We start from the raw sequence: 25,510 nt of genomic DNA on the forward strand, positions 1-25,510 counted from the left end.
TCAACCTTTCACCTGTCAAATGGGGTGGTGCTGCGCTCGGCACAGATCACTTAAGGCATCGGGTAGATAGTCTTGGATCGATCTGGTGCCTCGCTCATACTCTGCGCCAGCCAGTGAAGGAATTAAAACTGATCGAGAGTTGATCTAGGTGCGGCTGAGTAAGGCTTTCGGCCTAACCAAACTTTAGGCGTGCTGAATGACTTCACATCGCACACGCTACTGTTATACCTCTTGCAGCACTTGGTAAGGCTTGAATACTCCGCGATAAAGTCGGCTACCTTCCCACTGGCAACCTTGACAATATTTTGTTTCCATTGAGGGCTTAGTCAAATTGCGCCATTGTTGGCGGTCTTGATAATTGCGCTAACCTCATCCACTCCAATTGAGGGCAAATTCGCCAAGTCGATCGTGTATTTTACTGAAACCACGCCGGCTGGTAGGGAAAAGTCTTCGGAGAATCGAGGAAAGTCGTCATCCACAGCGTAGACATCCGCACTTCGTACAAAGAAACGTAGAAGCTCGCCAGAGTTTCTTACTTCTTCGGACCAGCCCATGTTCGCTATCTTTGTCATGAAAAGGTCTAGGGCAGCAGCATCTTTTCGAAGAAGATCTACAATGGCGTCCACTTGTCCAGCCAGAGAATCGTTGCCGCCTATGCTCTCCTCCAACTGAACAGACACAAATAGCAATTGGCATCCGACAGGGACGCATAGCTGGTCAAGTCGAGATATTTCATGTTCCGGACGACTCTTGCGTGTGGTTTTCACCTCAATATGAAGTCGATCGCCGACAAAGTCGTGACGCTCGTACTCCGGACCACTCCATTGGTCGACTGCGGCCGATCCGAGTATCGGGATCATCAGCGAACGAAGTACCATCAACTCACCGAAAAGGCCAACTTGGACAATCTTGTCCATGGCTTGCCGAGCTGGCTTCCAAGCTGACTGCCATGAGCGAATAATTGCAGCCACGGCCTTCCAGGGGTCGCGCGATTGGCACACAATGGCATCAATAATTTCATTGCAAAACGGCGTGAAGACCTGCTCATGTGATGGCGGTGCTGAAAGATCCAAGACGCCACCCGTTTCAAGACGACGGTGCCGCACCTTAAGCCCGTTGAGGTCTGCTGGGGGTGCTACTGCTGGTCCCTGAGCTATTGGTATAAGCAGGTGAAGCAAGCCGGCTTGGTCCATCGCAGAGGATAAAGCGGTTTCGTTGCCATCAATGAAAATAGGAATAACAGCGAGAGCATCCTCGCTTTGTGGCCGAAGGGCTCTTAATTGTGACCAATTTGAGGAAGTAATACCATTATCCATTGGACACCATGCTATTTACGACCCAAGTTGTTCCCGCATCGGAGGTCTGCGGTAGGCTCAATGCCAATGCAATAACCGGTTCGCTGCTAGAAATGCCAAGGTATTCAGGGTCTAGCGGATAGATCAAGAGAAGTCCCTGCGTAGACGGTCGCGCTGCGCGCATCGCCTCAGCGTCATATGCACCGCTTTGCCGTTTATAGGCGTCTGCGCCTCGTGCCAGGTCGACGCCCTCATGCGCGGGATCGGTCAATATGCCAATACTTTCACTGCTGATGCGTTTGCGTCGAACAAGCCCGATATCTCGTCCTCCCAAGGAAATCGATCTGCCTTCCGCCGGGGACGCTATGAACACTGCCCAATCCGTCAGTTCACCAACAACTGATCGTTCCAAAATCCAGTCGGCCAGTAGGTCATTGCGAAAGACTACGATGTCCTCGTGGATTTGATAACTTCTTAAGAATGCTGCAATGGTTTCTGGAGGTACGTCTCGCGCCAGTATTCCCCCCTGGCATTTTGTTAAGGGAACGAGATTCTCTATCAGTAGATTGGTCAGAGAAAAGTTCGCGCTCAGCTTTACAGGGTCGGACAAAGGCAATAGCACCGTCTGAGGGTGTTCGCCCGACCAGGAGTCTTGCCGCGACAGCGAGGTTATAGATTTGTTGCGTGCTGTTAGCAGAAGATCGCTATGGGCTCGTAGTCGGATCGCCATCTGATCTGGCCTACGTCCGGCACGAGCCAGCGCAACAATCGAATCACGTAGCGACTGCTCGACTAGCGCCAGCTCAGAGAACCATCGTGCTATACCGTCAGTCGTCCATATCCGAATGAGGTCCTCGTAGCCGCGACGGAACCCATACCAACGAGCCATCTGGAGTAATGTGTCACACATAGAAGCCGTGCGCAGAAAATATGAAATAGTCAGCCCCTCAAGGGTCAAACCTCTAGAAAGTCTGTTGCCTCCAACGGCAACAATATGACGCCCGGGCTTCTGGTCGTATTCCAGGTTTTCCCCAGTAACACTGTTGAGCTCAAGGACTACTATCTCTTTCAAGACACCGATAGCAGCGCTGAGGACGGTTTCGTCGTCAGGAGGAGCATCAATACCAGTCTTCATGTTGTGCCAGACTGGGCCAAAAACTATTTCCAGTCTCTGCCCTTGCCGGTCAGCCTCGCGCCACAGGTCAAGCTGATCACGGATCGCATCTGCAATACGACTTTGGTCAACAGTCCGATGACTCACATGCACAAGCATCGTATGAGGTCGACCTATGAGTCCCCGCAAAATCCGGACACCTCCAGCTAAGCAGAAAGCAGCGACAGCGTCCGCTAACGAGTTTGGCAATGTGTCAGTCGCCTGCTCCAGGACAATCTCAGTCTTCCTGCGTCTGCGCGCCCCTCGCAACGCCTTCACCTCTTCCGCCGCCACCGTCCGCAGAACGTCACGCCCATGAGCTGATACGCCGAACAACTCCTCAGTACCGGTGTACCCTTCGGGGCGGGGTAGCTGAATGACGAAATCCTTGGGAAAAAGGTCGTCACCCACGTGCCGATCCACAGCCTCCGGGTTGATTAAGATGTTGGCAAAGGGTGTTGCGGTATATGCAATATAAGCCGCTTTCTTTATTCGCGTTAAAATGGAACGGATAAGAGCGTTCGTCCGAGATGGCGCGAGATTCTCATCCTCATCCTCCTCGTCGGCGATCATTGCATCAGGTAGCCTATTGCCTTTGGTGTTGATAGAGGCCTGATCTGCTTCGTCATCAACAATCAACACCGGCAAGTTATTTAAAAACTGCTCTGATGATTGCAGCCAGCGGTCAACCTTCTCAAGAACCGGCACATTCTTTTTTATAACTGCAAGGAATAGCCCTTTTGACTGAAGAACGTTTGGGTCCGGCATTTGAAAATCTTCAAAGGGCGTCGTCAGCGTAAGCCATGTCCTGCAACCGTCTAAGCCCTGTCGCCCGTTATGCTGATTGCCGATCAGCTCCTGTTCTAGTCGGTTCTGAGTCTGATTCCGCAACGAATCATGAATGCCAGACAGAACGATCACCATTCGATACCCGGCATCTACCGCGCGTGCGGCAACAGCAGTGTAGTTCGCAGTCTTACCGCTCTGCACGTAGCCGACGACAAGTCCCCGTCCCTGGAACGGTGCGCTGGTTTTCGGATCAGGTAGGTGCTTCAGAACGCGATATGATTCCGCTGACACCGAGTCGACCTGCGGCTGTTCCCACTTAGGATCCGAGCTCAGCAGTTCCTCAAGTTGTTTCCAGTAACACCACGACTCAGTAGATAGACGGTCCGTCCAATTGGATTGCTGTGGTACCGAACCGATAATCCGAACTGTGCCCATTAGGAATCTCTTCCAGTCATCAATTGCTTTTGGATTTCCACCTCATCAAGCCCAGCTAAGAAGGCAGCCAGATGTGCGAGTGCCTGCGGATCGGACTGAACAACTTTCACCAGTGCCGATAGGCTTGGGCTGATTTCACTCACTTGAATGTCGACAGCGCCGGTTAATCCTTTTGTCACTTTCCACATAAACTTGTCAGTCTTGACCTCCTTCACACCAATACGCGGAACAGGGATTAGCACTGCAGTTGACGTACCGGCTGGTGGAAGGCCAGCCGTTGACGTCGACCCAGTACTATTTCTTACGCCGTTTCCCGAATTTCCAGATACTGGGATATTTGCAGGCAATGTACCAACTGGCTGCCGCGGCTTACGATACTTTTTTTGACTATCTTTACGCGCCACACTAGCAAGCGTTTTGACTTCAGTTTGCAGCTGCATTGGAAGCTGGACGATTTGTTTACTAATATTGATTTTGAGTGCATCGTCAAGCACTTTGTCAAAATTGACTACTACACGCGCGAGCTTGGTCTTTTCATCATTCGTTTCCCACATCTGATGCCATCCGCCCCACTTAATCAGGCGATCATGGCGATAAATGAAAAGACCCTGAGTTTCATTTCTTTTGCCGTGGAGACCGATAAGGTCGAGGGCACGTCGAGCCTGGTCGGCCCCACCATCTTTATGGTGGAAGGCGATCTCGTCCTCACTGGGCAGTAAAAACGCCTGTACAAAAACTTTTCCGTCATCATTTTCCGTGGGAATGCGGATTGTTTTAGCGTCATATGCCGAGGTCAGCGGATGGCCTACAGGGTTGTTTGGTTCAACAGGAATGCCGTTGATGGTGATCGTCACCTTTTTTCGACCTGCCGCTTTAGCTTCGAGAAACCGGTGGAATACCAACGCCAGATGTCGCTCCAGAAGCATGATTTCTGACGAATAGGGGTCAAGCCCTCGGCTGGTAGGCATCGCCTGCGGCGGGCGCATATCCTTCCAGAGAACTGCTGTCCCATGATTGCCCAGGGCTGCAGCCTCCTGCTCCCAAGGTGCTAGAGAGTCCGACTTGGCGATCCAGCCCTCCATGTCGTCAACGTCCCAGGTGAGGTGGTTAGCCTCGGCGCCGTCGCACTTGGTCACGACTGTAAAAACCTTTGCCTGAGACCAAGACGCCCCTTTCAAACCATAGCCATACTTTCCGAGGCTATTACCTTCGTACTCGGAACTACTGCCAATTCGCATTGCCTCGGCGAGCGTAGAGGGATTCATGCCACAACCGTTGTCAGAAATGCTCATCCATCTACCATGCCCGCCATCGGGCCGGCCAAAGGTGATAGCGATATCGGTGGCGTCGGCGCTGATAGAATTGTCCACCAAATCAGCCACAGCAGACGGCATGCTGTGGCCTACTGACGCCAGAATTCTCACTAAGCGCGAAGGATTCGGCGGGAGTCGAACTCCGTTTTGCACCGCCTCGGCAGAGGCTCGTACCTCTCGTAGTTTCTTTTGGGCACCCGTAAAAAGATCCGGCCTCGCGTTACTGAGGGTCCGCCAAGTACGCGCGCCTTCGTCGTCATGAAGGGCTATCATGCCCGACGTGGTTAGTCTGCTGCTTTCGCCATCGGCGAGTATTGCCTTAGTTACCTCATGATCTACAGGAAATACAGCCCACGAACCTATCGCAGGACGTGAACCCGCCTCAATCTCCATTGCAAACAAACAACCTGGCGCAACAAAGTGATAGCACTTGTCGTTGGGGCAATTTCCCTCCATTCGCCAATTTTTTTCTTGTCGCTTCAGCCACTGACGCGTTTCGCCAACCCCGCTATCCGTGTCATACCGGAGGGTCATCTCAATTGCATCGGCATCTTTTGCCGCCGGGAACACCCGGTCCACCACATCCCAGTCAAAGTTGACGGCACGCTGCTTGGAGCCTTCTTTCCCCTGCTTGCGATATTCGTGAAACATGCCCAGTTCACTGTGGGTGAGGACTCGTAGTATCAAGAAACGCATAACTCTTCGCCATTCCTTCCTGTCGTAGTGACCAACGTTTTCTTATCTAATCCAAGCAGTTCTCTGCGAATGTCACGTAGCGGCTGGCAACCGATCATCGATCGTATTGACATCGCTATGGCATAGGCAACAAGCGGCGGTACAGCATTACCAATCTGCTTGAATGCCGGATTCATGCTTCCACGAAATGCGAAACCGTCAGGAAACGATTGTAACCGTGCAGCTTCACGCACTGAGATAGTTCTTGCTTGCTCGCCATCAAAGTGAATGTGGCTATATGAGTCCTTGCCAAGATGAGCGAGAAGGGTACGCACTGGCTTGTCGCGATATAGCTTCCACCATTTATTGGGGAACTTACTTGGATCATAGGGAAGTGTCCATGACTTGATGAACTCCTGCATCTGAGCAGAGTCCAGTGATTTACCTCCACCAGATCGCCAATGTTTATTCATCAATTGCTGCCGCTTTTCCTCGACAAATCTCCAGACCTCCGGGTACTGCCAACCTTCCTCCATCAACTGGAATATTTTGTAGTCGCGCGGAAGATATCGGATGACGTGGCCTGCTGTGTAATCCTCCGTGCCGAAGCTTGGCCATTGCCGCATTAGTCGTGACCATGCGGTAGTCGGCGTAACGGACGTGTAACGTACAGGTTCTGCTGGATCTTTCCGGCCACGTGAAATTTGACCGTGCTTCAGTAAATCAAGTGCGAAAATTGGCGGTAGATCAGCAAATGCTTCGCTTGCTGTGGTGGCTTGGGGCAAACTGTCTTCAGCGGACGGATCATTGATCCAGCAATGGCTGTGTTCCGCGCGCAGCCCTTTCATTACGGACTGAGGGATTAACTTCCGCGCTGTCGCCCTTGTCCCCTCATAGCCGGACGGAAGTACAGAGAAGTGAGTTGGGGACGGAAAGAGGACGTCCTGATCAAGATCTTTGTGGACGCCAATCAAAAACATCCGTTCCCGAGTTTGGGGAACGCCAAACCACGAAGCGTTGAGGAGAGTGTAGCGGACTACATACCCTTCCTTTTGAAGGTGTTCGGCAACAGTCTCAGCAACATTCTTGCCTCCGTGATTCAAGATGTCTGGTACATTCTCCATGAGCAGCGCCAGCGGCTTGGTTTCACGGACGTAGTGCAAATAGCGCTGCCACAAGTTTACACGGCCATCCATCAAGAACGCGATATCGGCATCATCTTCTTCGCGGCGATGCGCTTCAGCGCGGAGCTTGGCACGCCCTACACGAGCGAAGGCTTGGCAGGGCGGCCCGCCTACGAGGACATCCACCTGTTCGTCCACAGCACCGCCGATTCCTAAATCACGGAATATCGACGAAGGATCTTCTTTTGTTATGTCGCGCGCTTTAAAATGCGCCTCTCGGTTGACACCATGACTTACCCCCGCAAAGTTAGCTCCATGTGACTCAGCGGCCCGAGGATCGAACTCGACCGATGCAACCAGTTCGAATCCGGCGGTGGCAAATCCAAGGGATATTCCGCCACATCCTGCGAAAAGATCCATGAATCTCGGCGGATTGCCAGCGTTCAACCGAGCGATCTTTCGCCGTATAATTTTAGACCCAGCCATTGTGCTGCCCTATGCTGGTGACCCTTACGATGCACTCTGTACGAGTACTATCTAATAGAATTGTGCTGCTCATATATCTTCCTCGTTGCCTTCTCGCGCCTGCGACCTGATCCACCTACGATCTCGAATTCGGAGAAGCGCTACGCCCCCGCCCCTGAAGGTGGGGATCTTCGCAGCGACGAGCTTGTCATAATCTCTTGGGAGCCTACTACCTGCGTGCCGCGGTGAAGCTTCTCGCACCCGCTGACATTTGTGAGCATGGTGCAGCCTTCTTCATCGAACCGCCACACAATAGTATAGAATTTTCAAGAGGGCAATGGCAAACAGTTGTGCTGTGAGGAATCAACCGATAGGGTAGCAGGATGTTTGGCGGGAAAGCTCACCAATACTCACTTTGATAGTCCTAGCGGGTAGACCTTCGTCCGGCCGTATGGCATTTCTCAACATGGTCTTATTGCGGCTCACCAGTAGCCTTTGAGATCACGCCGCTTCCCAGCGGGGTGACGCCATCATCGGTGAATCGCCACGGCGCTTGAGAGGCGCTGATGGGACGCTTACTAAATAATTCGAGACTTCACTGAGCAATCAACGCGGGAGCGAGACCACACTATTTGCGCCCAGTCCCAGCGACAATGCCCGGCGGTCCTAGGAAAAGCCGCAGCCGCTCCCCCAGCATGGTCAGATCGCCCAGTTCGCATTCCCAAATCACGAGTATCTGCCATCCCGCGTCGATAAGCGCCTCCTGGTTTCGCTGATCCCGCGCTTTATTGCCATTAAGCTTCTCGCTCCAGAAGTCCGTACGCGACTGCGGTATTCGTGACGCCGCGCAGTTATCGTGGCGATGCCAAAAGCAGCCGTGAACAAAGATCACCTTCTTGCGCGCAGGGAAAACTAGATCCGGCGAGCCCGGCAGCTTTCGGACGTGCAGTCGATAACGGTAGCCTGCAGCAAACACCAGTTTCCTGACAATCATCTCCGGACGAGTATTTTTACCTCGTATCCGCGCCATGACAGCGCTGCGCGCCGCTTGATCCAGCGAGTCAACCATTTTGCCCTCCTCTTCAATGACAAGAGGAGGATTGCACCTGCCATAAAATATTCAAGAGTATTTTGAGGATGAGCAAACAACGCGCATTGGATACTGTATTAATTCACAGTACAATCTGCACATCGGAGTTGATGGGCATGGCGCTCGGGTTTTCCGGCAACGATGCGCGCCATCGCGCGGTGGTCGAGTGGAACACGCACGCCTGCAACACCATCCGGCACACCAAGCAACAAGAGGTCGCGCCGATCCATCGGCCGGACGTGACGGAAGTCGACGTCAAGCACTTCAAGTACAACGCCTTCGACGGCATCGATCTGATCACTGGCGGTCCCCCTTGCCAGCCCTTTCCATGGGCGGCAATCACGGTGGCTTCCTGGACGAGCGCGACATGTTTCCGCAGGCAGTGCGCGCCGTGCGGGAGGCCCGTCCGCGCGCGTGCGTCTTCGAGAACGTGCAGGGCCTCACGCGCGCCGCCTTCGCAGACTACTTCGACTATCCTGCTGCAGCTGGAGTTTCCGTCGCTGACCGTCAAGCCGAAGGAGCAACGGGCGACCACCTTGCCCACGTGCGCAAGTGGAAGAACAAGCCGGGCTCCGTCAGCGAGTACCGGGTCACGTTCAAGCGGGTGAACGCGGCCAACTACGGCGTGCCGCAGAAGCGCATGTGCGTGTTCTTTGTCGGCTTCCTCGCGGACGAGGACAAGCTGTGGACGCCGCCGGCCGAGAGGCACAGCGCCGACGCGCTGTTGTTGTCGCAATGGGCATCCGGGGAGTATTGGGAGCGGCACAAGGTGGCCACGCGTCACCGGCCGCCCCGGCCCGAGGACGTCGAGATCAAATGCCGCCGACCTCCCCGTCTTCATAGAGAGCCAAGCCCGGGACCGTTCCGACGAGCGCCTCCGCTGTAGCGAAAAAAACGTCTCCCAATAACCGTAAACATGGGGGTATTTCGACAATCCCACCGGTCTTGTAAGCCCCAGCTGATGCGCACTTAACTCGACCGGCCATCGCGTCTACCTTGGTCTCATATTCGTGCAAATACAATTCCGACGCCGAACCGCCTTCTTGGACGTAGGCATACGATGGCGTTGATTTTTCTTTCAACAATGTGACACCATTTTGATCAATGGTGATGCGCAGTTGCCCACCTGACAAGCGCTCGTATGGGGTTGCCGCTTGGGACGTCATGACGTAGAGAGCGACGGCTAACAATTCATCGTGGTTTAAAAACAACTTGGGCATATAGGTCTTGGTCATCGGTTGCTCCATGTGTGAGCCGAGCAGGCAAGGTAATTGGCGTAGCAGCGCTATCGCAGACAACCATGGCTCAAGTGGCCAACGATTCCCGAGACAGCGACCCCACATCGGCAACTTTTTACCTTGCAGAGCAAAATCGGTTAGACCTTAGTTCAACTAAAAATATCTTCTGTTTCGAAAAAAAAGCTTACCAAGCTGGCCCACCAATTGCACTTACGCCTCTGGCCGCAAACAACGAGGCCATGTTGTTTCAGGTAATCCTGCTACAGGGATGGTAACGCTGCGCCAATGGAGCTGGCGTCGATGATCACCGATCGCGCATGCGAGCTGCTCAGGACTAGCGTCGCCGGCCAACTCCAGTTCGACGCCCCGCCCGCCGGCGTGGAGAAGCTCTCCAGGTTCAGTTGGTGCACGTCTTGCGCGTGCTCGTTGAGCCGGGCCGACAGTTTGGTGCCCTGGCTGACCGCATCCTTGGCGGCTGGGTTGCAAGGAATCAGCGATGGGCTATATGGATGAGATCAACGTTGCACCGCAGGCGGTCTTGTCGCCGTGATACGCAACTGCCTTCCCATGGTGCTTTCGATCGCTCGACGGCACTTGAATCGCAAAAGTCCCCTTGCATTGCGGGCAGGTGGCTTCATCACCGTGAAGCGCAATCGCTTTTCCAAGCGCTTTGAAATCCGCCGCCGCCGAGATGACTTTGCCACCGTGCGATGTCGAATCACCCAAACGAATTACGCCAAGACCCTTGCTGTTTTTCATAGTGAATCCTCCTGGCAAAATTTAACAACGTAGAAGTAGCTCACATCCTTGCGAAGCACTCCAAACCTAATTTCGCTCAGTAGTTCCCATCCAGCGTTGAGCATTGACGATTGGGTCAGCCTCGCCCGACCAATCCACGCTCATACAATGTGGCGCTAAAGGATAGCGTCCCGCGGCCCTTGCTCGTGCAGTTTCGGCCCAGCCTATCGGCGTACTTCCAATTGGCTGTGCGTGGGCGTCCCCTACTCGCACAGCACTGACCTCCAAAACACCTTTAGGCCAGACTGGATCGCGGCACGTCCACATCGAAATCAAGCGCGGACTCGTCAGAGCAGCGGCAAACGGGCTGAACATGGCCCGGATCGCCGGGCCGAGTTTCAACCCCATCTCGTACAGACAACATAAGAAGCTCTCGCCAATATCTTCGTATTCCGCCAAATACAGCAATGGTGGAGGCAAACCTTCTGGCCCATTGTTCATGTACACGCACCAGTAATTCCACTGCGCCAGCAGGTCACGCATACCGTCAACTCCATGCCATTCACGTCCGAGTGCAAACGCCCGAATTACGTTGTCTTTCTCATCGAGCTGGTAGCAGCGAATGTGGAACTGTTCACCTAAATCGAGCTTCGCTGGTCCTCTATGAACGCAAAATACAGAACGTTCACTCCACGGGATTTCCCAACAAATATCGCCGGCAACAGCTGCGTTTCGATAGCGTCGATGACGAATTGCATAAATTTTTTGCGTCTCACGATTGAACCGAATAGGACGACGTGTTAGCCAGAAAAATTCATCTCGACCGAAACGTATGGCTACCCCAAAAAGGAACAACGGGCTTAGCACGAACACTGTTATTGCAAAGATCGCCGCCGCGTCCATGTATCTGGGTGGGTGCGTGAACAAGACAACGACGGTTCCCCATGAAAAAAGAAGGCCCATAAGACACGCTGCCAACGTCCCTCCTGCGTACCACTGTCTCATCATGTGGGGTTGATCGCTAACATCCATATAAGTGGAGTTGAGCCTAAAGACAGTGCCACTATCAGCAGTCTCGGGGCCGACATTTCCGTCCAGGGACAACCTATGTTCAATATCCCATTCAGGTATGGGACTCCCGACCTTCGCCCTGAAAACTCGCTCGTCCATCACTAGCCTCTCACTGCAGTTAAAAGCGTTGAGTCGTGCATCCAGCGTCGAGCGTTGATGATTGAGTCCGACTCTCCTGACCAATCCGGGGTAACGCAACATGGTGCCAACGGATATCGCCCTTCGCGCCTTGCGCGCGCGGTAGCAGCGAAACCTATCGGTGTACCGCCCCTTGGCTGAGCGTGAAAGTCCGATATCTCAATGTCGCTAAGTTCAAGCACGGCTGCGGGCCATATCGGATCCCGGCATGTGAACATCGCCACCGCGCGATAAGTGGTCAGCAGTGCGGCGAACGGGCTAAAGATCGCACGAACTCTCGGCACTAGGTCAAGTCCCAGTTCGTGAAGACAGCACAAAAAGCTCTCCAATAGATTTTCACGTTCTGACAGAAAAAGCAGTGGCGGAGGAAGTCCTTCTGGTCCCTTATTCATGTAGGTACACCAGAAATTCCACTGTGCCAGAAGATCACTCATTCCGTCGATTCCCTGCCATTCCCGTCCAACGGCAAACGACCGAACGACATTCTCCTTTTCATCGAGTTGATAGTAACGAATGTGGTAGTGTTCACCCAGATCAAGCTTGACTGGCCCCCTATGGATGCAGAACACTGAACGCTCGTCCCAAGGCACTTCCCAGCAGATATCACCCTCCAGCTCGGCATTTCTGTGGCGCCGGTGACGGACAGCATAAATTTTTTTCGTTATCCGATTGAAACGTATCGGGCGCCGTTTTAACCAGAAAAATTCGTCACGCCCGGAATATATGGCCAAGGAAGCAAAGAAGAACGGAAGCACTATAAAAATCACGGTTCCCGCAATCGCCGCAAAGTCAAAGTATTTTGCTCTGTGGCTTACTAAAACCATATATGGACCATAACTACAAATCGCCGTAAATAAACAAGCCGTGAGCGTTGCACCAGCGTACCATTGCCTCATCAAGTGAGGTTGGTCACTGACATCCATGTAGATAGAATTAATTCTGAATATGGTTGCACTATCTTTCACATCAGGCCCGACCGGTTCGTGTAGGGGCAATCTATGCTGAGAATCCCACTCAGGAATCGGGCAGCCTAACTTAGCTGAAAAAAAACGTTCGTCCATCACGTTCCTCCTATAGCGTTACCGTAAGCTTGGAGCTCCTCATCAAGGGAATGGTAATAAATTGATGCTGACTGACCGCCACTTGTCCCTCGTGCGAAAAAGCAATGGGAAATCCACTTTTTCAACATTCCTTGTTTATGTATAGAGAGTATTATTGCAATAACAGCAGCCCCCACAAATGCTGGCCAGAAAAATATCGCTCCGACAAAAAATGCGGCATAAGTTAGAGTCGCTCCAGCAACCCCGGAGAGGGCATAAAGGATACCTAGCGTTTGCTCTCCCTTTTGCCATGCCGTGTACGCAGAATAAAAATCAAGTACTGCTGCAAGTACGCCAGCTACAAGCGCAACTTTTTTTGCAACTAGAATCACTTTTTTAGCGGTACTCGTAGTGACCCCCCAATGACCAGACAAATAAGCTGACAAAGGGTGGCCTGGGCTAGTGTCGAGAACAGATGCGGTCGCTTCGACTATGGCCGCGCTAAGACTCATCGATGCAATGGCTGCCGTATAGCCTGTAGTAGAAGACTCAAACCGATCTGAATCTTTATATTCTGAAACTGCAAAAAAGAGGGCTACGGTCTGAAGAACAATTGCGACAGAAGCGATATTCAGTTCCGATGAACTAAGCCACTTTCTCGTCAAGTCAAATCCAGGAATTCTTATTGCCTTCAACGTTCCGGGCGTTATTCTTCCATCTCGCTCGAGCTGAGCCAAATCCATTTGGTAAGCACATATCCCAGGATCGTGATTCGCGAAAGGCACTACCTTTTTCGCCGCTTTGAGCGCGTCCGACTTCGTTTGGGAAGATCCGGTTGAAAGCTGTACGCCGCTTGCTTTGGCTTGTTCAACCAACCAATTTCTGGCGTCATAGACGCTAAGATTAAATGCTTCTACTTTGACTCGCCCAAGCAAAGAAAGGCTGATAGTTGTCACATTCTTACTTACGCTCTTACCCGATTTAGTCAAAGCCTTGACTAGGATGTTGGCGGTCGTTAGAACAAGATGATCGAGCAATTTCGCCGCGTGACCACCCTGGAGGCGTGCCATAGCACCTTGATATATACTAAACACATTCTCAAGTTTTATATCTCCGCCACCGATCATGGCTTGAGACGCTTCGGCAATTTTTTCGTGATTAAACATCAACGCACGCAAATATAGGTTGCGGCGATCCGCAGTATTGGGCGAGTTCAACCATTGGCTCAGCAGCGTCTGGCATGCAGTTGTCCCTACCCCTTTGCCAATACACTGCGCTAATGATTCCCGAAAAGCGAAACCACTGGCAAGGTCTTCGGCGTCGTGATTGCCTTCCATCCAGTTTGCTAGCTGCAGTGAGGATAGCCAGTTTACGTGGGCCTCCGCTAATATTAACGCCCTTGGCTCGAAAGCTTTGATCGAATTCTCGTACAGCTGCGGCAATCTGCGTCTCTGCTCATCGTCTAGCAGTGGTGCGCCGTCGATCGTTGTAAGCTCGTTCCATGCCTTGTCTGCTGCCAACTTCTCCATCTGTCCCCGAGTTTCTTCGTATCGTTTCATGTGTAGTTTGCGCTCTTTTTCATATTGCTCTCCACCTATCAACATATCTCCCATTTTTTCACCGAATGACCGGTGACTACTTTTGTAGGCAGTTGTTTTTGTGTAAGAAAGAGCAGCATTTTCTTCCGCATATTCGTGTTTCGCGCGTGCTCTTATCGAACTCTCGGTTTGCCTTAACAGATCATCGATTATTTTTGCGCGATATATTTTTTCGTCGAAACCGTTGCTATCGGACGGGACGGTTAATTCACTAAAATCGTTTGCTATTCCAACAGGATCGTCAACAGCAACAATATAGCCCTTCTGTTTATATGAACGATGACGGAGTCCGGTCGTGATTTTCTCAGCTGATCGTCCTTGACGAGTCTCGTGCGTTATTGCTGTGTTACTAAAACCGAAAGCTCTTTGCATACTTCTGACATCGGTTGAGAAATGAGCGACATTCACATTAGCAGATGAAAATTCACCGGTGTGCGCTGCGTAACCGTCAATCATGGCAGCGACATCAATGCGCTGCATATGTTTACTTCTCCAACTACTAGATTGCCTAGCCATTTTTATCAAATTCGGTGTCCAACCTGAGTTAGACCACCCAATCCAGAGGGTACCTGCTGGATTCTTTTCAGAGTGAAGAATGTCGACGCAATATGACATGGTGACATCAATGCTATCCGTGCAGTTCATGTGTCGAGGAGCCTCAGTCGGTGCAGACTGATCTATAGAGAAACTCCATAAATTTCCCTTTGGCATTACGAGGTAGCCTTTTAAAATGCCGCGCTTCTCATCATAGGTATAGAGATACCCGGGGCGCACAGCGCGAAGGGCATATTTGACTTCGCCAATATTTGCAGGGCCATCCTCAATCTTGAAATTCCCGCTCAAGCCTGGAACTCCTGCCGCCCCAGCAGGACAAGCAATTGCATAACGGACGGGATAGATGAACAATCCTTTCCTGTCGCAATAGGGACAGCCTGTTTGAGTCATCTGGAAACTCCTTTAAAGTTGTTAGAAATTTCCTTGCCTGGCTACGGCAAGGTTCGCAAATCGAGGAGATTTTTGAAGGTCCACCAATTCAACTCGCCGCTGGCCAAGTCCGCCTTAGCGTGCTTAAACTGAGGATGGGACAGGAAGGCTGGTCCGTGCCGCACGCACATGAACGCGTAATCGATCATTTCGTTGGGCTCCGAAAAATTCATCTCGGTCGCTGCCTCTTTGAGAAAAACGACAGCCCTGTGCTGCACATCCAAGCAATCGCATGCGGCTATCGCTGCATCAGACTCCAACCGCAAGAGAACTTGATCCAATAGCTTGCTCAGTCTTAGAAGCGGCCATTGCACCTTGGTGGGCCAAGCGACGTCGAAGCTGCGCAACAAATCGGGACTATCACCCTCGCCGTTTGCCAACCACCAGTGACCGCGCCAAGCAAAGCGCCATTCCCGGATTGGCCCCAGCAACGCGTTTTTTTGTTCAGCGCTGTATATCGTTAGCAAGAGGGAGAAAACCCGCGGATCGAAAAATCTCCATAGCACCGCCCGGTCTTCGTCGTCGACTACGCTTAGGAGACTGGCGATGTGTTTTGCTAGCTCTTCGATATTGAGATCTGAGGTAAGGACGCCACAAATCGCCCAAGGATGTCTCCCAGCAGTCTGCAACTCCATGATTTCCCGAACAGTCAAAAGCTGATCAGCGTTGAGGGACTCGATGTCGACCACGCCAGGCAATAGGCTCATAATGTTGGTTAAGTCAGGCGCGACACAGACACGCATAGGCAATGGATCGCAACCGAGCGAACGGGGCAGATTAAGGGTGTCAATCAGCAGATATCCCGAAGAAATTTCTGCCGTCGGATCAGTTATCGGAGTCATGGCGTTTCATTCGAGCGGAACCGAAGACTCGCCACTTTGCGCTGCGCCCGCAGCCCGTGTTGCGCATGTCTTAGAACCCGGAAATTCGGCTTTGCGGCTACTTGCCCCCATGGTTTGATGATCGGCAGCGTGCATCTCGTGCTTGCCGTCGGTGTAACCTTTTATACCGTCGGCGCTTAAGACCAGCTCTGTGCCACCCCCGTTAATACGCACGCCTTTCCTGGCGCGGATGTTGATCCAGTCGGTGGTGCTAATAATCTCCAGAACCTTGTTCGCGAGCATCTGCAAGGCTTCGTTCTGCGCTTGAATCTGAACCTTGCCGCTGGCCGCATTTATCTTCATGTCACCTTGATTGGCGAACAAGCTGGTTCCTCGAGAACTTAGAATTACCGTTTTCCCTCCAGAAGACAGGTAGGTATCCTCGCTGCTCACCACATCAACTCCGGCGGCAGCCCCTATCAGCACATGCAGGCCGCTACCAATCGCAACGCCGGCTGGTCCATTCAACGCGACGATGCGGGACGCGGTGGTTTCAAGTTGCTGGACGGCCTCTACCAATTGACCAAGCTCCTCGCTCCGAGGGTTTTCCTGAGTGAACTTTTCAGCCAACTTTGAAAGTTGCCCCGCCAGCGTCTTTACGCCCCGCGATACTCGCGTCAGCTCTGCACGATCAAGCTGTTTACCGCTATTTCCGCCGCCCGCTTCGGCGGTTATGAGCACGCCTTCGGCGCCTCGCACAGCCACCGCCAACTCGCTACGCAACTCGGCCCCTTCACCACGCGGCTCGCCGTACCCCTGATTTTTAGGCTGGGTTAAAAATCCCAAATTGAGCTGACTGGTGCCGTGGTCGCTTGATAGCTGGGCACTGATCTCCCCCTGCGTATCGTCAAATCGCAGTTGATTAGTGCGAGAGCCCTTGATTTCCCGACTCTTGATCCCCGAGAGGTAGCGATTGCCAGGCAGGTCGCCTTGGTCGCTTAGTGCTGGCGGCTGTGCCTGCTGGTTGTAGATTTGTCCGACGATCACCGGCTTGTCCGGATCGCCACCAAGAAAGTTGACCAGCACCTCGGTTCCCACGCGCGGCAGGCCGATAGTTCCACACTGCGCCACGCTCCCCGGCCCATTCCCCGCCCAATTCGACGCCACGCGCACCCAGGCCGAATCACCATCGTCACCCGCCGCACCCGAGCCATCCGCATGCACATGATCCGCCGCCCGCGTACCGGGAAAACGAATCTTCACCCTCCCCATCTGATCGCAATACACCTCCTCGCCCTTCGGCCCGACGACGATCGCGCTTTGCATCAGCGCCTGCGGCAGGTCGGTGCGCGCGTCATACGCCGGCACGATCTTCACGCCGCGCCGCACCGCCGTGAACTGGATGTGCATGCGTAGCGCGCCCAACGCCATCCTGTCCGCGACGTCCTTTTGCACCTGCGGCTCCTGCGCGCCCTGCGTCCAGCGGCTGCGCGAGAACAGGCGCTCCACGCGCTCGGCCAGCGCCTTGGGCAGGTTGTTCTGCGCGTTCACCTGTAAAGCCGTGACGACGAAGTCGCGTTCCTCGCGCGGGTGCTGGTCCACCTCCGGATGTCCGCTCAAGGTGAAGTATTCGCCGGCGCACAGATCGCGCACGCTGCCTTCGCCGTGGAAGCACTTCGATTCGAAATCGTGGCGCGTCATGTGCAGTTTGCCGAGGCGGCACAAGTCGTCGACGTCGTCGCCGGCGTGCGGCATCATCACCTGGTAGTCATCCAGGCTGGCGGCCAGCTCGTTGCCACTCACGCCCTGATCGACGCCGCTGCTGGCCTGCGCCATCATGTAGTCCGGCCCCTGCGAGTAGCGGTAGTCCCAGCTGTGCCGCGTCACCACGCCCGGTTGCAGGCTGCGCACCGCGCCCCAGGAGGTGATGGTGTCGCGCTGCTCGGTGCCGGCGTCGCGGTGGTAGCGGATGGTGCCGGCGACGTTCTGGCGCAGGCTGTCGGCGCTGTTGAACAGTACCAGCGTGTGCGTCGGCACGTCGCCGTTGGCCTCCGCGCGCACGTACCAGCCGATGCCGCTGCGCTTGAGCAGGCGGCGGATGAAGGCGGCGTCCGATTCGTTGTGCTGCATGGTGAATTCGCGCTTGGGATACTCCTGCAGATGGAACGCCTCGTCCACTTCGTCCGTGAAGCAGACGCCGAGCGTGGAGCTCTTGTGCCGCCATTCCAGCAGGATCTGCCGCACAATCTCCACTTCATCCATCTGGCGGAACACGCGCGTGTTGATGCGCTTTTCCAGGATCGCCAGGGCGTCGCGCAGCACCAGCTGGTAGCTGGCCAGGCCGCCGTCGCTGTCGCCGGAGCTGGCTTCGGTGACGATGCCGCAGACGCTGCGCAGATCTCCCTGGTCGGTGACGAATTGCAGCGCGGCCGGCACGGCGATCAGCTGCTTCAATGGCAAGGTGGCGTTGGACGAGACGCACAGGATGCGGTAGTCGATGCCGCCGCACAGCGTCTCGGTGCCGAACACGCGCTGCGGCAGCAGCATGTCGTCGTTGATGCCGCCCGGCAGATCGAGCTTGAGCCGGATCGGCCGGTTGAAGGTGACCAGCTCCTTGGGCATGCTCATGAAGCTGAAAAAGTCGTTATCGCGTTCCACGTTTGCTCCTCTGGTATGCGGCGGATGTGGCGGACGTCAGGCCAGCGGCAAGGCGCCACTGCGCGGTGCGCATCGCAGCACTTCCTTGCCGCTGGCTTGGGAAACGATCACCAGCTGGGTGTAGCTGTTCAAGTGGACGGTCAGGCTAAACAGGTGATCCAGCACTTGGGCGAAGACGTGGACGCCGGTGTGGGCATACGCCGCTTCGTCCAGGGTGACCGTCACTTCGATCCCGCGCAGGTAGGCGCTGTCGGTGGGCGTCCGCATCCAAACCGTGGCCGGGCGGTGCGACAGGCCGGTGATGCCTTCGATCTGGTGCTGGGCGGTGGCGTTGTCGCGCTGCGCGTACAGCCGCAGCGTCGCGGCCAGCGCGGGCAGGCCTTCCTGCGTGAGCGTACGGTGGTTCGGTGCCAGATGTGCGATCAGTCCCCATAGTCTGTTGCCGTGCGACGCCTGCGGGTGCGACATGGTCGGCCGGCGCAGCATGCGGACCGGGAAGTTGCCGGTGGATTTGACCGCGCGCAGGTCGCCGTCGGTCCGTCCGTGCTGCAGGTTTTGCGGCAGGTTGCGGTTGGTGCAGGTGACTTGTACCGATGCCGTGCCGTGCTCCATACGCAGCGGCGATAGTTCCTGGTCGACTAGCGTCAGCGATACGCCGTGATCAGTGCCGCCGCCAAGATCGTCACGCTGTTCAAGCCAGTAGTGGCCTTTCCCGCTGGTCGATCCCTGGCGCAGTGAATAGTACGGCGCGAAGTCCTGGATGCTGCTGCCCTGCTGCTGTTTTCTCACCAGCTGCACCGCGTCGACGCTGTAGATCTCGCAGTCGCCGGGCGGCACCGCGTCCAGCACCACCGGGTAGCTGCGGCGCGCGGCGGCCGCGCGGATCAACATGGGCTTGGCCGCTTTTTCGAACAGGTTGATGATGGGTGTGCAGCCGAGAACCAGATTCGCTTCGGTCAGTGTGCGCAGCACGCGCGCTGCTTGTGTGGCGGGACGGACATCGGCCAGCGCCAGGCGCAGCGTCAGCTTGGTGCAATCGGCTGGAATGGCGGCGATCAACGCGCCAAGGTCGATGTCGAAAAAGTCGAATTTTTCCGGGAAGGCGAAGTATTCGCTGAGCAGGCGATACGCGCGGTGTTCGGAAGTGGCGGGCGGCAGCAGCACTTCGTCGTCGGCAAAGCCCACCTGTGAGATCGGAGGCTTGGCCAGCATGCGCCATTGGCCGTCGGCCTCCACGCAGGCGCAGGCGGTGCGCATGAACAGCGCGTCACGCAAGGTGGCGCGCAGCGTGGCATCGGCGTCGATGAAGACGCGCAGGGTGTCCAGGCCCTGGAGCGCCAGGCCGCGCGCGACGCCGGTACTTTCGATCGTGATGCAGATCGCGGCGCCGGCTTCGGACGGCAGTGAGATAGTCGACGGCACCTGGATGTGCGGTTCGAACCATGCCGCGCCGACGGCGACCGGGGCGACCGTGGCGTCGTAGACGGTGCGGAAGCCGCAGCTGACGGTGTTGGGCGCCAGCGATTTCATGGCGGCGCCGCGCGGCAGCACGGTGACGCTGCTGACCGAGTTTTTCGGGGCCTGGCTGTAGTCGATGCGGGCGATCGAGCACGATGGCATCGGACGCAGGTGGTGCGGGTACAGCATGCCGAGCAGCGCTTCGGTGAAGCCGGAGTGGCCGTCGTCCAGCCGCTTGGCGACGCTGGCGTTGAGGAAGGCGCAGGACTGGATCAGGCGTTCGACGTGGGGGTCGGCGCAGGTTTCGCCGCGTATCCGCAGGCTGCCGGCCAGCTGGGGATACCGGCCGGCGAACTCGGCGCCCATGCAGCGCAGCTGGCTCAGTTCCCGTTCGAAGTACGGCAGTAGTTTTTCCATCGCGGCATCCATCGCAGAGTGCGCAACTTCGATGCCTGAAGGCAACGAACGGACTGCGCAGGATGTCGATCATGTCATGGCGGGAGGGGGGCGTTTTTGAGGTGACGCAAGGTGCCGGAGTCAACGGCGGAAACGCAACACGCTCGTGTGGAGCATTCCGGTGAACGATCCTGTTCGCTCACCGGAATGCCCCTTATCAAGCCCGGCCGGACCGATTTTCCGCCCCGGTACAGCTGAGCACGATTCAATTCATACTTGTAAAGTTGCAAATTCTAAGGTGTAATCTTGCTTGGATTGCATCACGTCAGTCGCTGTTTCCCAGCGCCATGCATCGGAGTGTGACTCACATGTCAGAAACGATTCCATCACAGTCAGGCGATTCCGACCCGCTCGCTTTGCTCGCCGGTTTCTCGCAAGGCACGCGGCTACTCAAGCTGACGACACCGCTTGGCGCCGATGTGCTGCTGGCGGAGTGCGTGCGCGGCGAGGAAGGCATCGGCACCGGCTTCAACTTCAAGATCGCCGCGCTCTCGACCGACGCCGCCATTCCGCTCAAGTCGCTGATCGGCCAGCCGGTGCTGCTGGAGTTGATGACGGCCGCCAGCCGCGACCAGTTGCGACCGTTCCACGGCCACGTCACCGCCATCGACATGGCCGGCGCCAACGGCGGCTTCGCCCGTTACAACCTCACCGTCGAACCGTGGACCGCCTTCCTCGCGCGCGGCCGCGACAGCCGCATCTTCCAGGACATGACGGTGTTCGACATCCTCGACACCCTTTTCGGCGCCTACCAGGGCCAGGGCAAGCTGGCGCCGGCGTGGCGCTTCGACATCCTCGACCGCGCCGTCTATCCCAAGCGCAGCATCACCACCCAATACCAGGAAAGCGACCTTGCCTTCGCCCAGCGCCTGATGCACGAGGAAGGCCTGTTCCACTATTTCGAGCATAGCGGCGACGCCGCCAGCCCCGGCCTGGGCAGCCACACCATGGTCATCGCCGACCACAACGGCAGCTTCAAGCCCAACGCGCAGGCCAGCGTCGCCTTCAGCCAGCCCGGCGCGACCATGCGGGAGGACACGCTGGATCGCTGGCGCATCGAGCTGCGCCTGCAAACCAACGCCATCGAACTGAGCAGCTGGGACTACCGCTCGCTCGATACCCGCCCTGTTGGCGCCGCCAGCGCGGACGGCGGCGACGGATCTCCGCTGGTCAGCCGCGACGCGCCCGGCGCCTACGCCTACCAGTCGCGCGAGCAAGGCCAGCGCATCGCCGACAACCAGTTGCAGGCCTTCGAAGCCAGCAAGGAAATCCACGTCGGTGCCGGCACCGTGCGCACTCTCGCGCCCGGCACCACGTTCGCCCTCACCGGCCAGGCCCAGTTCGACCTGGCCGGCAGCGACGACGAGCGCAGCTTCCTGGTGGTGCGCACCGTGCATCTGATGCATAACAATCTCAATGCCGACCTGAAGTCGAGCCTGATGCAGCGGCTCGGCGAAGGCCTGCTCGACGCGCTGATCGGCAAGGAGGAGAAGACCAGCCTGCACGCGGTGGGCAAGGCCATGGGCGAGCGGCCTTTGTACCGCGTCCGCATCGACGCGATCCGCAGCAACATTCCTTACCGCTCCAGCGGTACGGACGCGCACGGCCAGCTGCTTCATCCGCGCCCGACCATTCATGGGCAGCAAACCGCCATCGTGGTCGGCCCGCCCGGCGCGCCGATCCACACCGACCGCGACCATCGTGTGAAAGTGCAGTTCCACTGGCAGCGCGGGGCGCAAAGTCACAGCCGCCTTCAACATCCGATGCCCGACGGCCACACCGGCGCACCCGGCGACGACCAAGCCGGCACCTGGGTGCGCGTGGCCACGCCGATGGCGCCGGTGGCCGGCGCCAACTGGGGCAGCAGCGCCCTGCCCCGCATCGGGCAGGAAGTGCTGATCGATTTCCTGGAAGGTAACATCGACCGTCCGGTGGTGCTCGGCACCGTGTACAACGGGCGCGGCCAAGCCGACGCCCAGCACAATCAGGTGGCCGGCGGCGCCGGCGTAGCGACCGGCAACGCGCCCGCGTGGTTCCCCGGCCAGGCCGGCGGACACGCACATCCGGCGGCGCTGTCGGGCATCAAGACGCAGGCGATCCAGTCGAGCCAGGGCGGCAGCGGCGCCTACAACCAGCTGGTGTTCGATGACAGCCCAGGCCAGTCGCGCCTGGGTCTGCAGCGGCACGCCACCGCGCACCAGGGCACGGCCGAACTGAACCTCGGCCACCTGCTGCACCAGAGCGACAACCAGCGCCTGAAGGCGGCCGGCTTCGGCGCCGAGCTCAAGACCGAGCACAGCATCGCCGTGCGCGCCGGCAAGGGCTTGCTGCTGTCGACCGACGCACGCGGCAGCGCCACCGGCAGCCAGATGGATTCGAAGGAAGCCATCACGCAGCTGGAGGAAAGCGTGCAGCTGCAAACCGACCTCGACGAGATGGCGCAGAAGCACAGCACGCTGACGGTCGGCGGCAAGGCGCCCGCGCCGGGGCCGGCCGAGCCGCTGCCCGCCATCGCCCAGCTCAAGCGCAGCATGGAGGTGTTGGGCGCGGTGGAGTCGGACGTGACGGCGTATAGCGAGCCGCATCTGCAATTGAGTTCGCCTGCCGGCATCGCGGCGAACACGCCGGCCAACGCGGTGCTTGGCGCCGCCGGCACGAGCTTGACCGCCGGCCACGATATCAATCTCGCGTCACAGCGCAACAGCTACGCGAGCGTGAAGGAAGGCATCAAATTCTTCACCTACGGCAAGGCGACCAACGCGCAGAAACCCAATCAGGAGATCGGCATTCGCCTGCACGCGGCCAGCGGCAAGGTCAGCAGCCAGAGCCAGGCCGACGAGACCAGGCTCACGGCCGACAAAGCGCTCACGGTCACCAGCACCGCCAAGGGCATCACCATCGCCGGCAAGCAGCATGTGCGGCTGACCGCGCAAGGCGCGCATCTCAAGCTTGAGGGCGGCAACATCGAACTGCACGGGCCGGGCAAGATCGAGTTCAAGGCCAGCATGAAGGAGTTGACGGGGCCGATGAGCGCGTCCCCGACGCTGCCGGCCTTGCCGCAGGCGGCCAATCTTGATAACTCGATCGAGATCCTGTTCCATTACGACGACCTGGCGCCCATTCCGGGCGCCGCCTACAAGGTCACCTTCGAAAATGGCACCGTGCGCGAAGGCAAGCTCGATGAAAAGGGACACGCCCTGCTGACCGGCACGCCGCCGGGAGAGTATGTGGTCGAGTATGGCGACGATCCGCGTCCGTGGAAACCGCCCGAGGAAGAAACGCCGGAGTATAAAAAGCCGGACTTCAAGGCCGCGATGGACGCGGAGATGGAACGCGAACGCAAATTGCGCGAGCAAAGTCAGGGGTGGGTATGAGTCTCGTCGACGATTGCATGAAATTCCTCGAAGACCTGATCATGGGCGACTTCAACGAGGACCAGATGGTATCGGCCCAGATCATCGGCGGCCTGATCTCGTTGATCCCCGTGGTCGACCAGGTGATGGACGTGCGCGATGTTTCGGGCAGCCTGTACCGGATCAACAAGCAAGGCGGCTTCGCGAAGGCGACGATCGATCAAAAGATTTATCTGGGCTTTGCCGCCTTCGGCGTGGTGCCGGAGGTGGGCAGCGCGTTCAAGACCGTGTTCAAACCACTGTACAAGGAACGCAAGGCGCTCAAGGGCGCGGTCAACAGCGGCGTGGCGATGATCGAGCGCATGCTGTCGAAGAAAAAAGGCGGCGCGCTGGCGTGGGTGAAGGCGCTGGACTGGGCCGGCAACACGCAGGCGGCGATCGTGCAGGCGAACATGGCGCTGGAGAGCTGCATCGCGCTGCTCGACTATATCGCGCAGGGACATTGGTGGTGCCCGGACCATCTGGAACAATTGGCTCGCGACGTTTCGCCGGGGATCAAGAAAATGCGCGGGCAACTGGCCGGGCCGATACGGGAGGCGTCGGGGTATATCAAGGCGTTTATCACCGATCTGCTGGGGGAGCATGCGGCGGCGGTGGTGATGACGGTGGCCAGCAATGCTGGCAGTATTCCGCGGGGTGGGCATCAGAGTGCGGGAGCGAGGGGAGCCAGGGGCACCAGCGCCAATAGCCATTTACGGGTGGCCGATAAGCCGCGCCTCAATGGACGCACGACCACCGGTAAAATTGCTAGCGTGGTGCAGCGCACGGCTTTTCAGACCTACGAGGGATTGGAGAAGGCCGCTAAAGGATTGCTGGGCGAGCATATTGTTGACCACTATGTTATCGAGCAGAAAGGCTGGGGACCTAGCTGGAACCGGCATGACATGATTGGCGGCCCTGGCAAGAAAACCGCCGGTTGGCAAAGCGAATTCAAGAAATTGAATGACGACGAGGTGCCGCTCTATCTCTGTACACCTAGCGTACATGTGCTTGCGAACGGGATAGATTCGTTATGGCTGACCAATCGCCCAAGGCCACATCAGTTTGCCGTCGTCGAAGCAAAGGCCAATATGAGTCCAGCTGCAAAGCTACTAAAGTTATTAGGTGAGGCTAAAGGTTCGACGGAAACCGTAGCCGGGGCAACCGGTCGAGCACCAAAGGCCGTCATCGGAGCGAAAAAACCGAAAACTGCAGTAGGCGGCGGCCCGAAACCAGGCATGGTTATGCAGATGAGTCGGACTTGGATTTCCGACAGAATTAAGCAGAGCTTCCCAAAATATCGAAATAAAATGCTTACGCTCGGAATTAACTATTCTAGGCATGTCTTTCTGGTGTCTCCGATTCAGGCAGCCGAACACATGGTGGCCTTGGAAAAAATAGTAAGCGAAGGGCTCGTGAGCAAGCCAGTGCAAGCACAGAAGTATGCGAAAGACCATAGCCAGCATGACGTACAGCGGGAATTCAACGAAGCAGATTTGGACGCTGCCGAAGCACAATACAAAATTGGTGGAAGACCATCTCGCTCCAAGCCCAGCAAGAAACCAAAAAAATAGGATAA

15 protein-coding genes and 1 pseudogene are annotated in these 25,510 nt (G+C 56.4%); 3 read left to right on the plus strand and 13 right to left on the minus strand.

Annotated elements, in window-relative coordinates:
* Positions 1–326: 326 nt before the first annotated feature.
* The 5 genes from MRBLMU1_RS23775 to MRBLMU1_RS23795 all read right to left on the minus strand — a co-directional run bounded on the left by MRBLMU1_RS23775 (position 327) and on the right by MRBLMU1_RS23795 (position 8,318).
* On the minus strand, positions 327–1,316 hold the full coding sequence (locus MRBLMU1_RS23775) for a PD-(D/E)XK motif protein (RefSeq protein WP_363506721.1): 990 nt from the start codon (positions 1,314–1,316) through the stop codon (positions 327–329).
* Complete coding sequence (locus MRBLMU1_RS23780; protein ID WP_363506724.1) at positions 1,309–3,672, minus strand: Z1 domain-containing protein; 2,364 nt, start codon at positions 3,670–3,672, stop codon at positions 1,309–1,311. The genes MRBLMU1_RS23775 and MRBLMU1_RS23780 overlap by 8 nt, the downstream gene beginning before the upstream one ends.
* Entirely contained in the window at positions 3,672–5,681 is a 2,010-nt protein-coding gene (locus tag MRBLMU1_RS23785; RefSeq protein ID WP_363506727.1) for an ATP-binding protein, read from the minus strand. Before MRBLMU1_RS23785 ends, MRBLMU1_RS23780 begins: the two co-directional genes overlap by 1 nt.
* On the minus strand, positions 5,669–7,204 hold the full coding sequence (locus MRBLMU1_RS23790; RefSeq protein WP_363506730.1) for a DNA cytosine methyltransferase: 1,536 nt from the start codon (positions 7,202–7,204) through the stop codon (positions 5,669–5,671). The genes MRBLMU1_RS23785 and MRBLMU1_RS23790 overlap by 13 nt, the downstream gene beginning before the upstream one ends.
* Positions 7,205–7,877: 673 nt before the next feature.
* On the minus strand, positions 7,878–8,318 hold the full coding sequence (locus MRBLMU1_RS23795; protein ID WP_363506733.1) for a very short patch repair endonuclease: 441 nt from the start codon (positions 8,316–8,318) through the stop codon (positions 7,878–7,880).
* A 137-nt stretch (positions 8,319–8,455) separates the two neighbouring features.
* Here MRBLMU1_RS23795 and MRBLMU1_RS23800 point away from each other — a divergent pair.
* Positions 8,456–9,225 (plus strand): annotated as a pseudogene (locus MRBLMU1_RS23800) (DNA cytosine methyltransferase).
* Here MRBLMU1_RS23800 and MRBLMU1_RS23805 read toward each other — a convergent pair.
* From MRBLMU1_RS23805 to tssF, 8 genes are all read right to left on the minus strand, one after another.
* A complete protein-coding gene (locus MRBLMU1_RS23805) occupies positions 9,152–9,574 on the minus strand; it encodes a hypothetical protein (RefSeq protein ID WP_363506736.1) in 423 nt (140 codons plus the stop codon). The pseudogene MRBLMU1_RS23800 and the gene MRBLMU1_RS23805 sit on opposite strands and share 74 nt — an antisense overlap.
* Positions 9,575–10,078: 504 nt before the next feature.
* Complete coding sequence (locus tag MRBLMU1_RS23810) at positions 10,079–10,336, minus strand: PAAR domain-containing protein (protein WP_363506739.1); 258 nt, start codon at positions 10,334–10,336, stop codon at positions 10,079–10,081.
* Positions 10,337–10,402: 66 nt separating this feature from the next.
* Positions 10,403–11,218 carry a DUF6708 domain-containing protein gene (locus MRBLMU1_RS23815; RefSeq protein WP_363506742.1) on the minus strand — a complete coding sequence of 272 codons (816 nt, stop codon included), beginning with the start codon at positions 11,216–11,218 and terminating at the stop codon, positions 10,403–10,405.
* A gap of 269 nt (positions 11,219–11,487) precedes the next feature.
* Positions 11,488–12,585: a DUF6708 domain-containing protein gene (locus MRBLMU1_RS23820; RefSeq protein WP_363506745.1), complete on the minus strand. Its 1,098-nt coding sequence runs from the start codon at positions 12,583–12,585 to the stop codon at positions 11,488–11,490.
* Complete coding sequence (locus MRBLMU1_RS23825; protein WP_363506748.1) at positions 12,585–15,107, minus strand: T6SS effector BTH_I2691 family protein; 2,523 nt, start codon at positions 15,105–15,107, stop codon at positions 12,585–12,587. The genes MRBLMU1_RS23820 and MRBLMU1_RS23825 overlap by 1 nt, the downstream gene beginning before the upstream one ends.
* A 41-nt stretch (positions 15,108–15,148) precedes the next feature.
* On the minus strand, positions 15,149–15,988 hold the full coding sequence (locus MRBLMU1_RS23830) for a DUF4123 domain-containing protein (RefSeq protein ID WP_363506751.1): 840 nt from the start codon (positions 15,986–15,988) through the stop codon (positions 15,149–15,151).
* A 6-nt stretch (positions 15,989–15,994) separates the two neighbouring features.
* Positions 15,995–18,625: a type VI secretion system Vgr family protein gene (locus MRBLMU1_RS23835; RefSeq protein WP_363506754.1), complete on the minus strand. Its 2,631-nt coding sequence runs from the start codon at positions 18,623–18,625 to the stop codon at positions 15,995–15,997.
* Between the two features lie 36 nt (positions 18,626–18,661).
* Complete coding sequence (tssF, locus tag MRBLMU1_RS23840; protein WP_363506757.1) at positions 18,662–20,500, minus strand: type VI secretion system baseplate subunit TssF; 1,839 nt, start codon at positions 20,498–20,500, stop codon at positions 18,662–18,664.
* Positions 20,501–20,847: 347 nt separating this feature from the next.
* Here tssF and tssI point away from each other — a divergent pair, with 347 nt between their 5' ends.
* A complete protein-coding gene (tssI, locus tag MRBLMU1_RS23845) occupies positions 20,848–23,913 on the plus strand; it encodes a type VI secretion system tip protein TssI/VgrG (protein ID WP_363506760.1) in 3,066 nt (1,021 codons plus the stop codon).
* A complete protein-coding gene (locus MRBLMU1_RS23850) occupies positions 23,910–25,505 on the plus strand; it encodes a hypothetical protein (RefSeq protein ID WP_363506763.1) in 1,596 nt (531 codons plus the stop codon). The genes tssI and MRBLMU1_RS23850 overlap by 4 nt, the downstream gene beginning before the upstream one ends.
* Positions 25,506–25,510 lie beyond the last annotated feature (5 nt).

This window comes from Burkholderia sp. LMU1-1-1.1, assembly GCF_040675865.1.
In the GTDB taxonomy this organism is placed as follows: Bacteria; Pseudomonadota; Gammaproteobacteria; order Burkholderiales; family Burkholderiaceae_D; genus Rugamonas.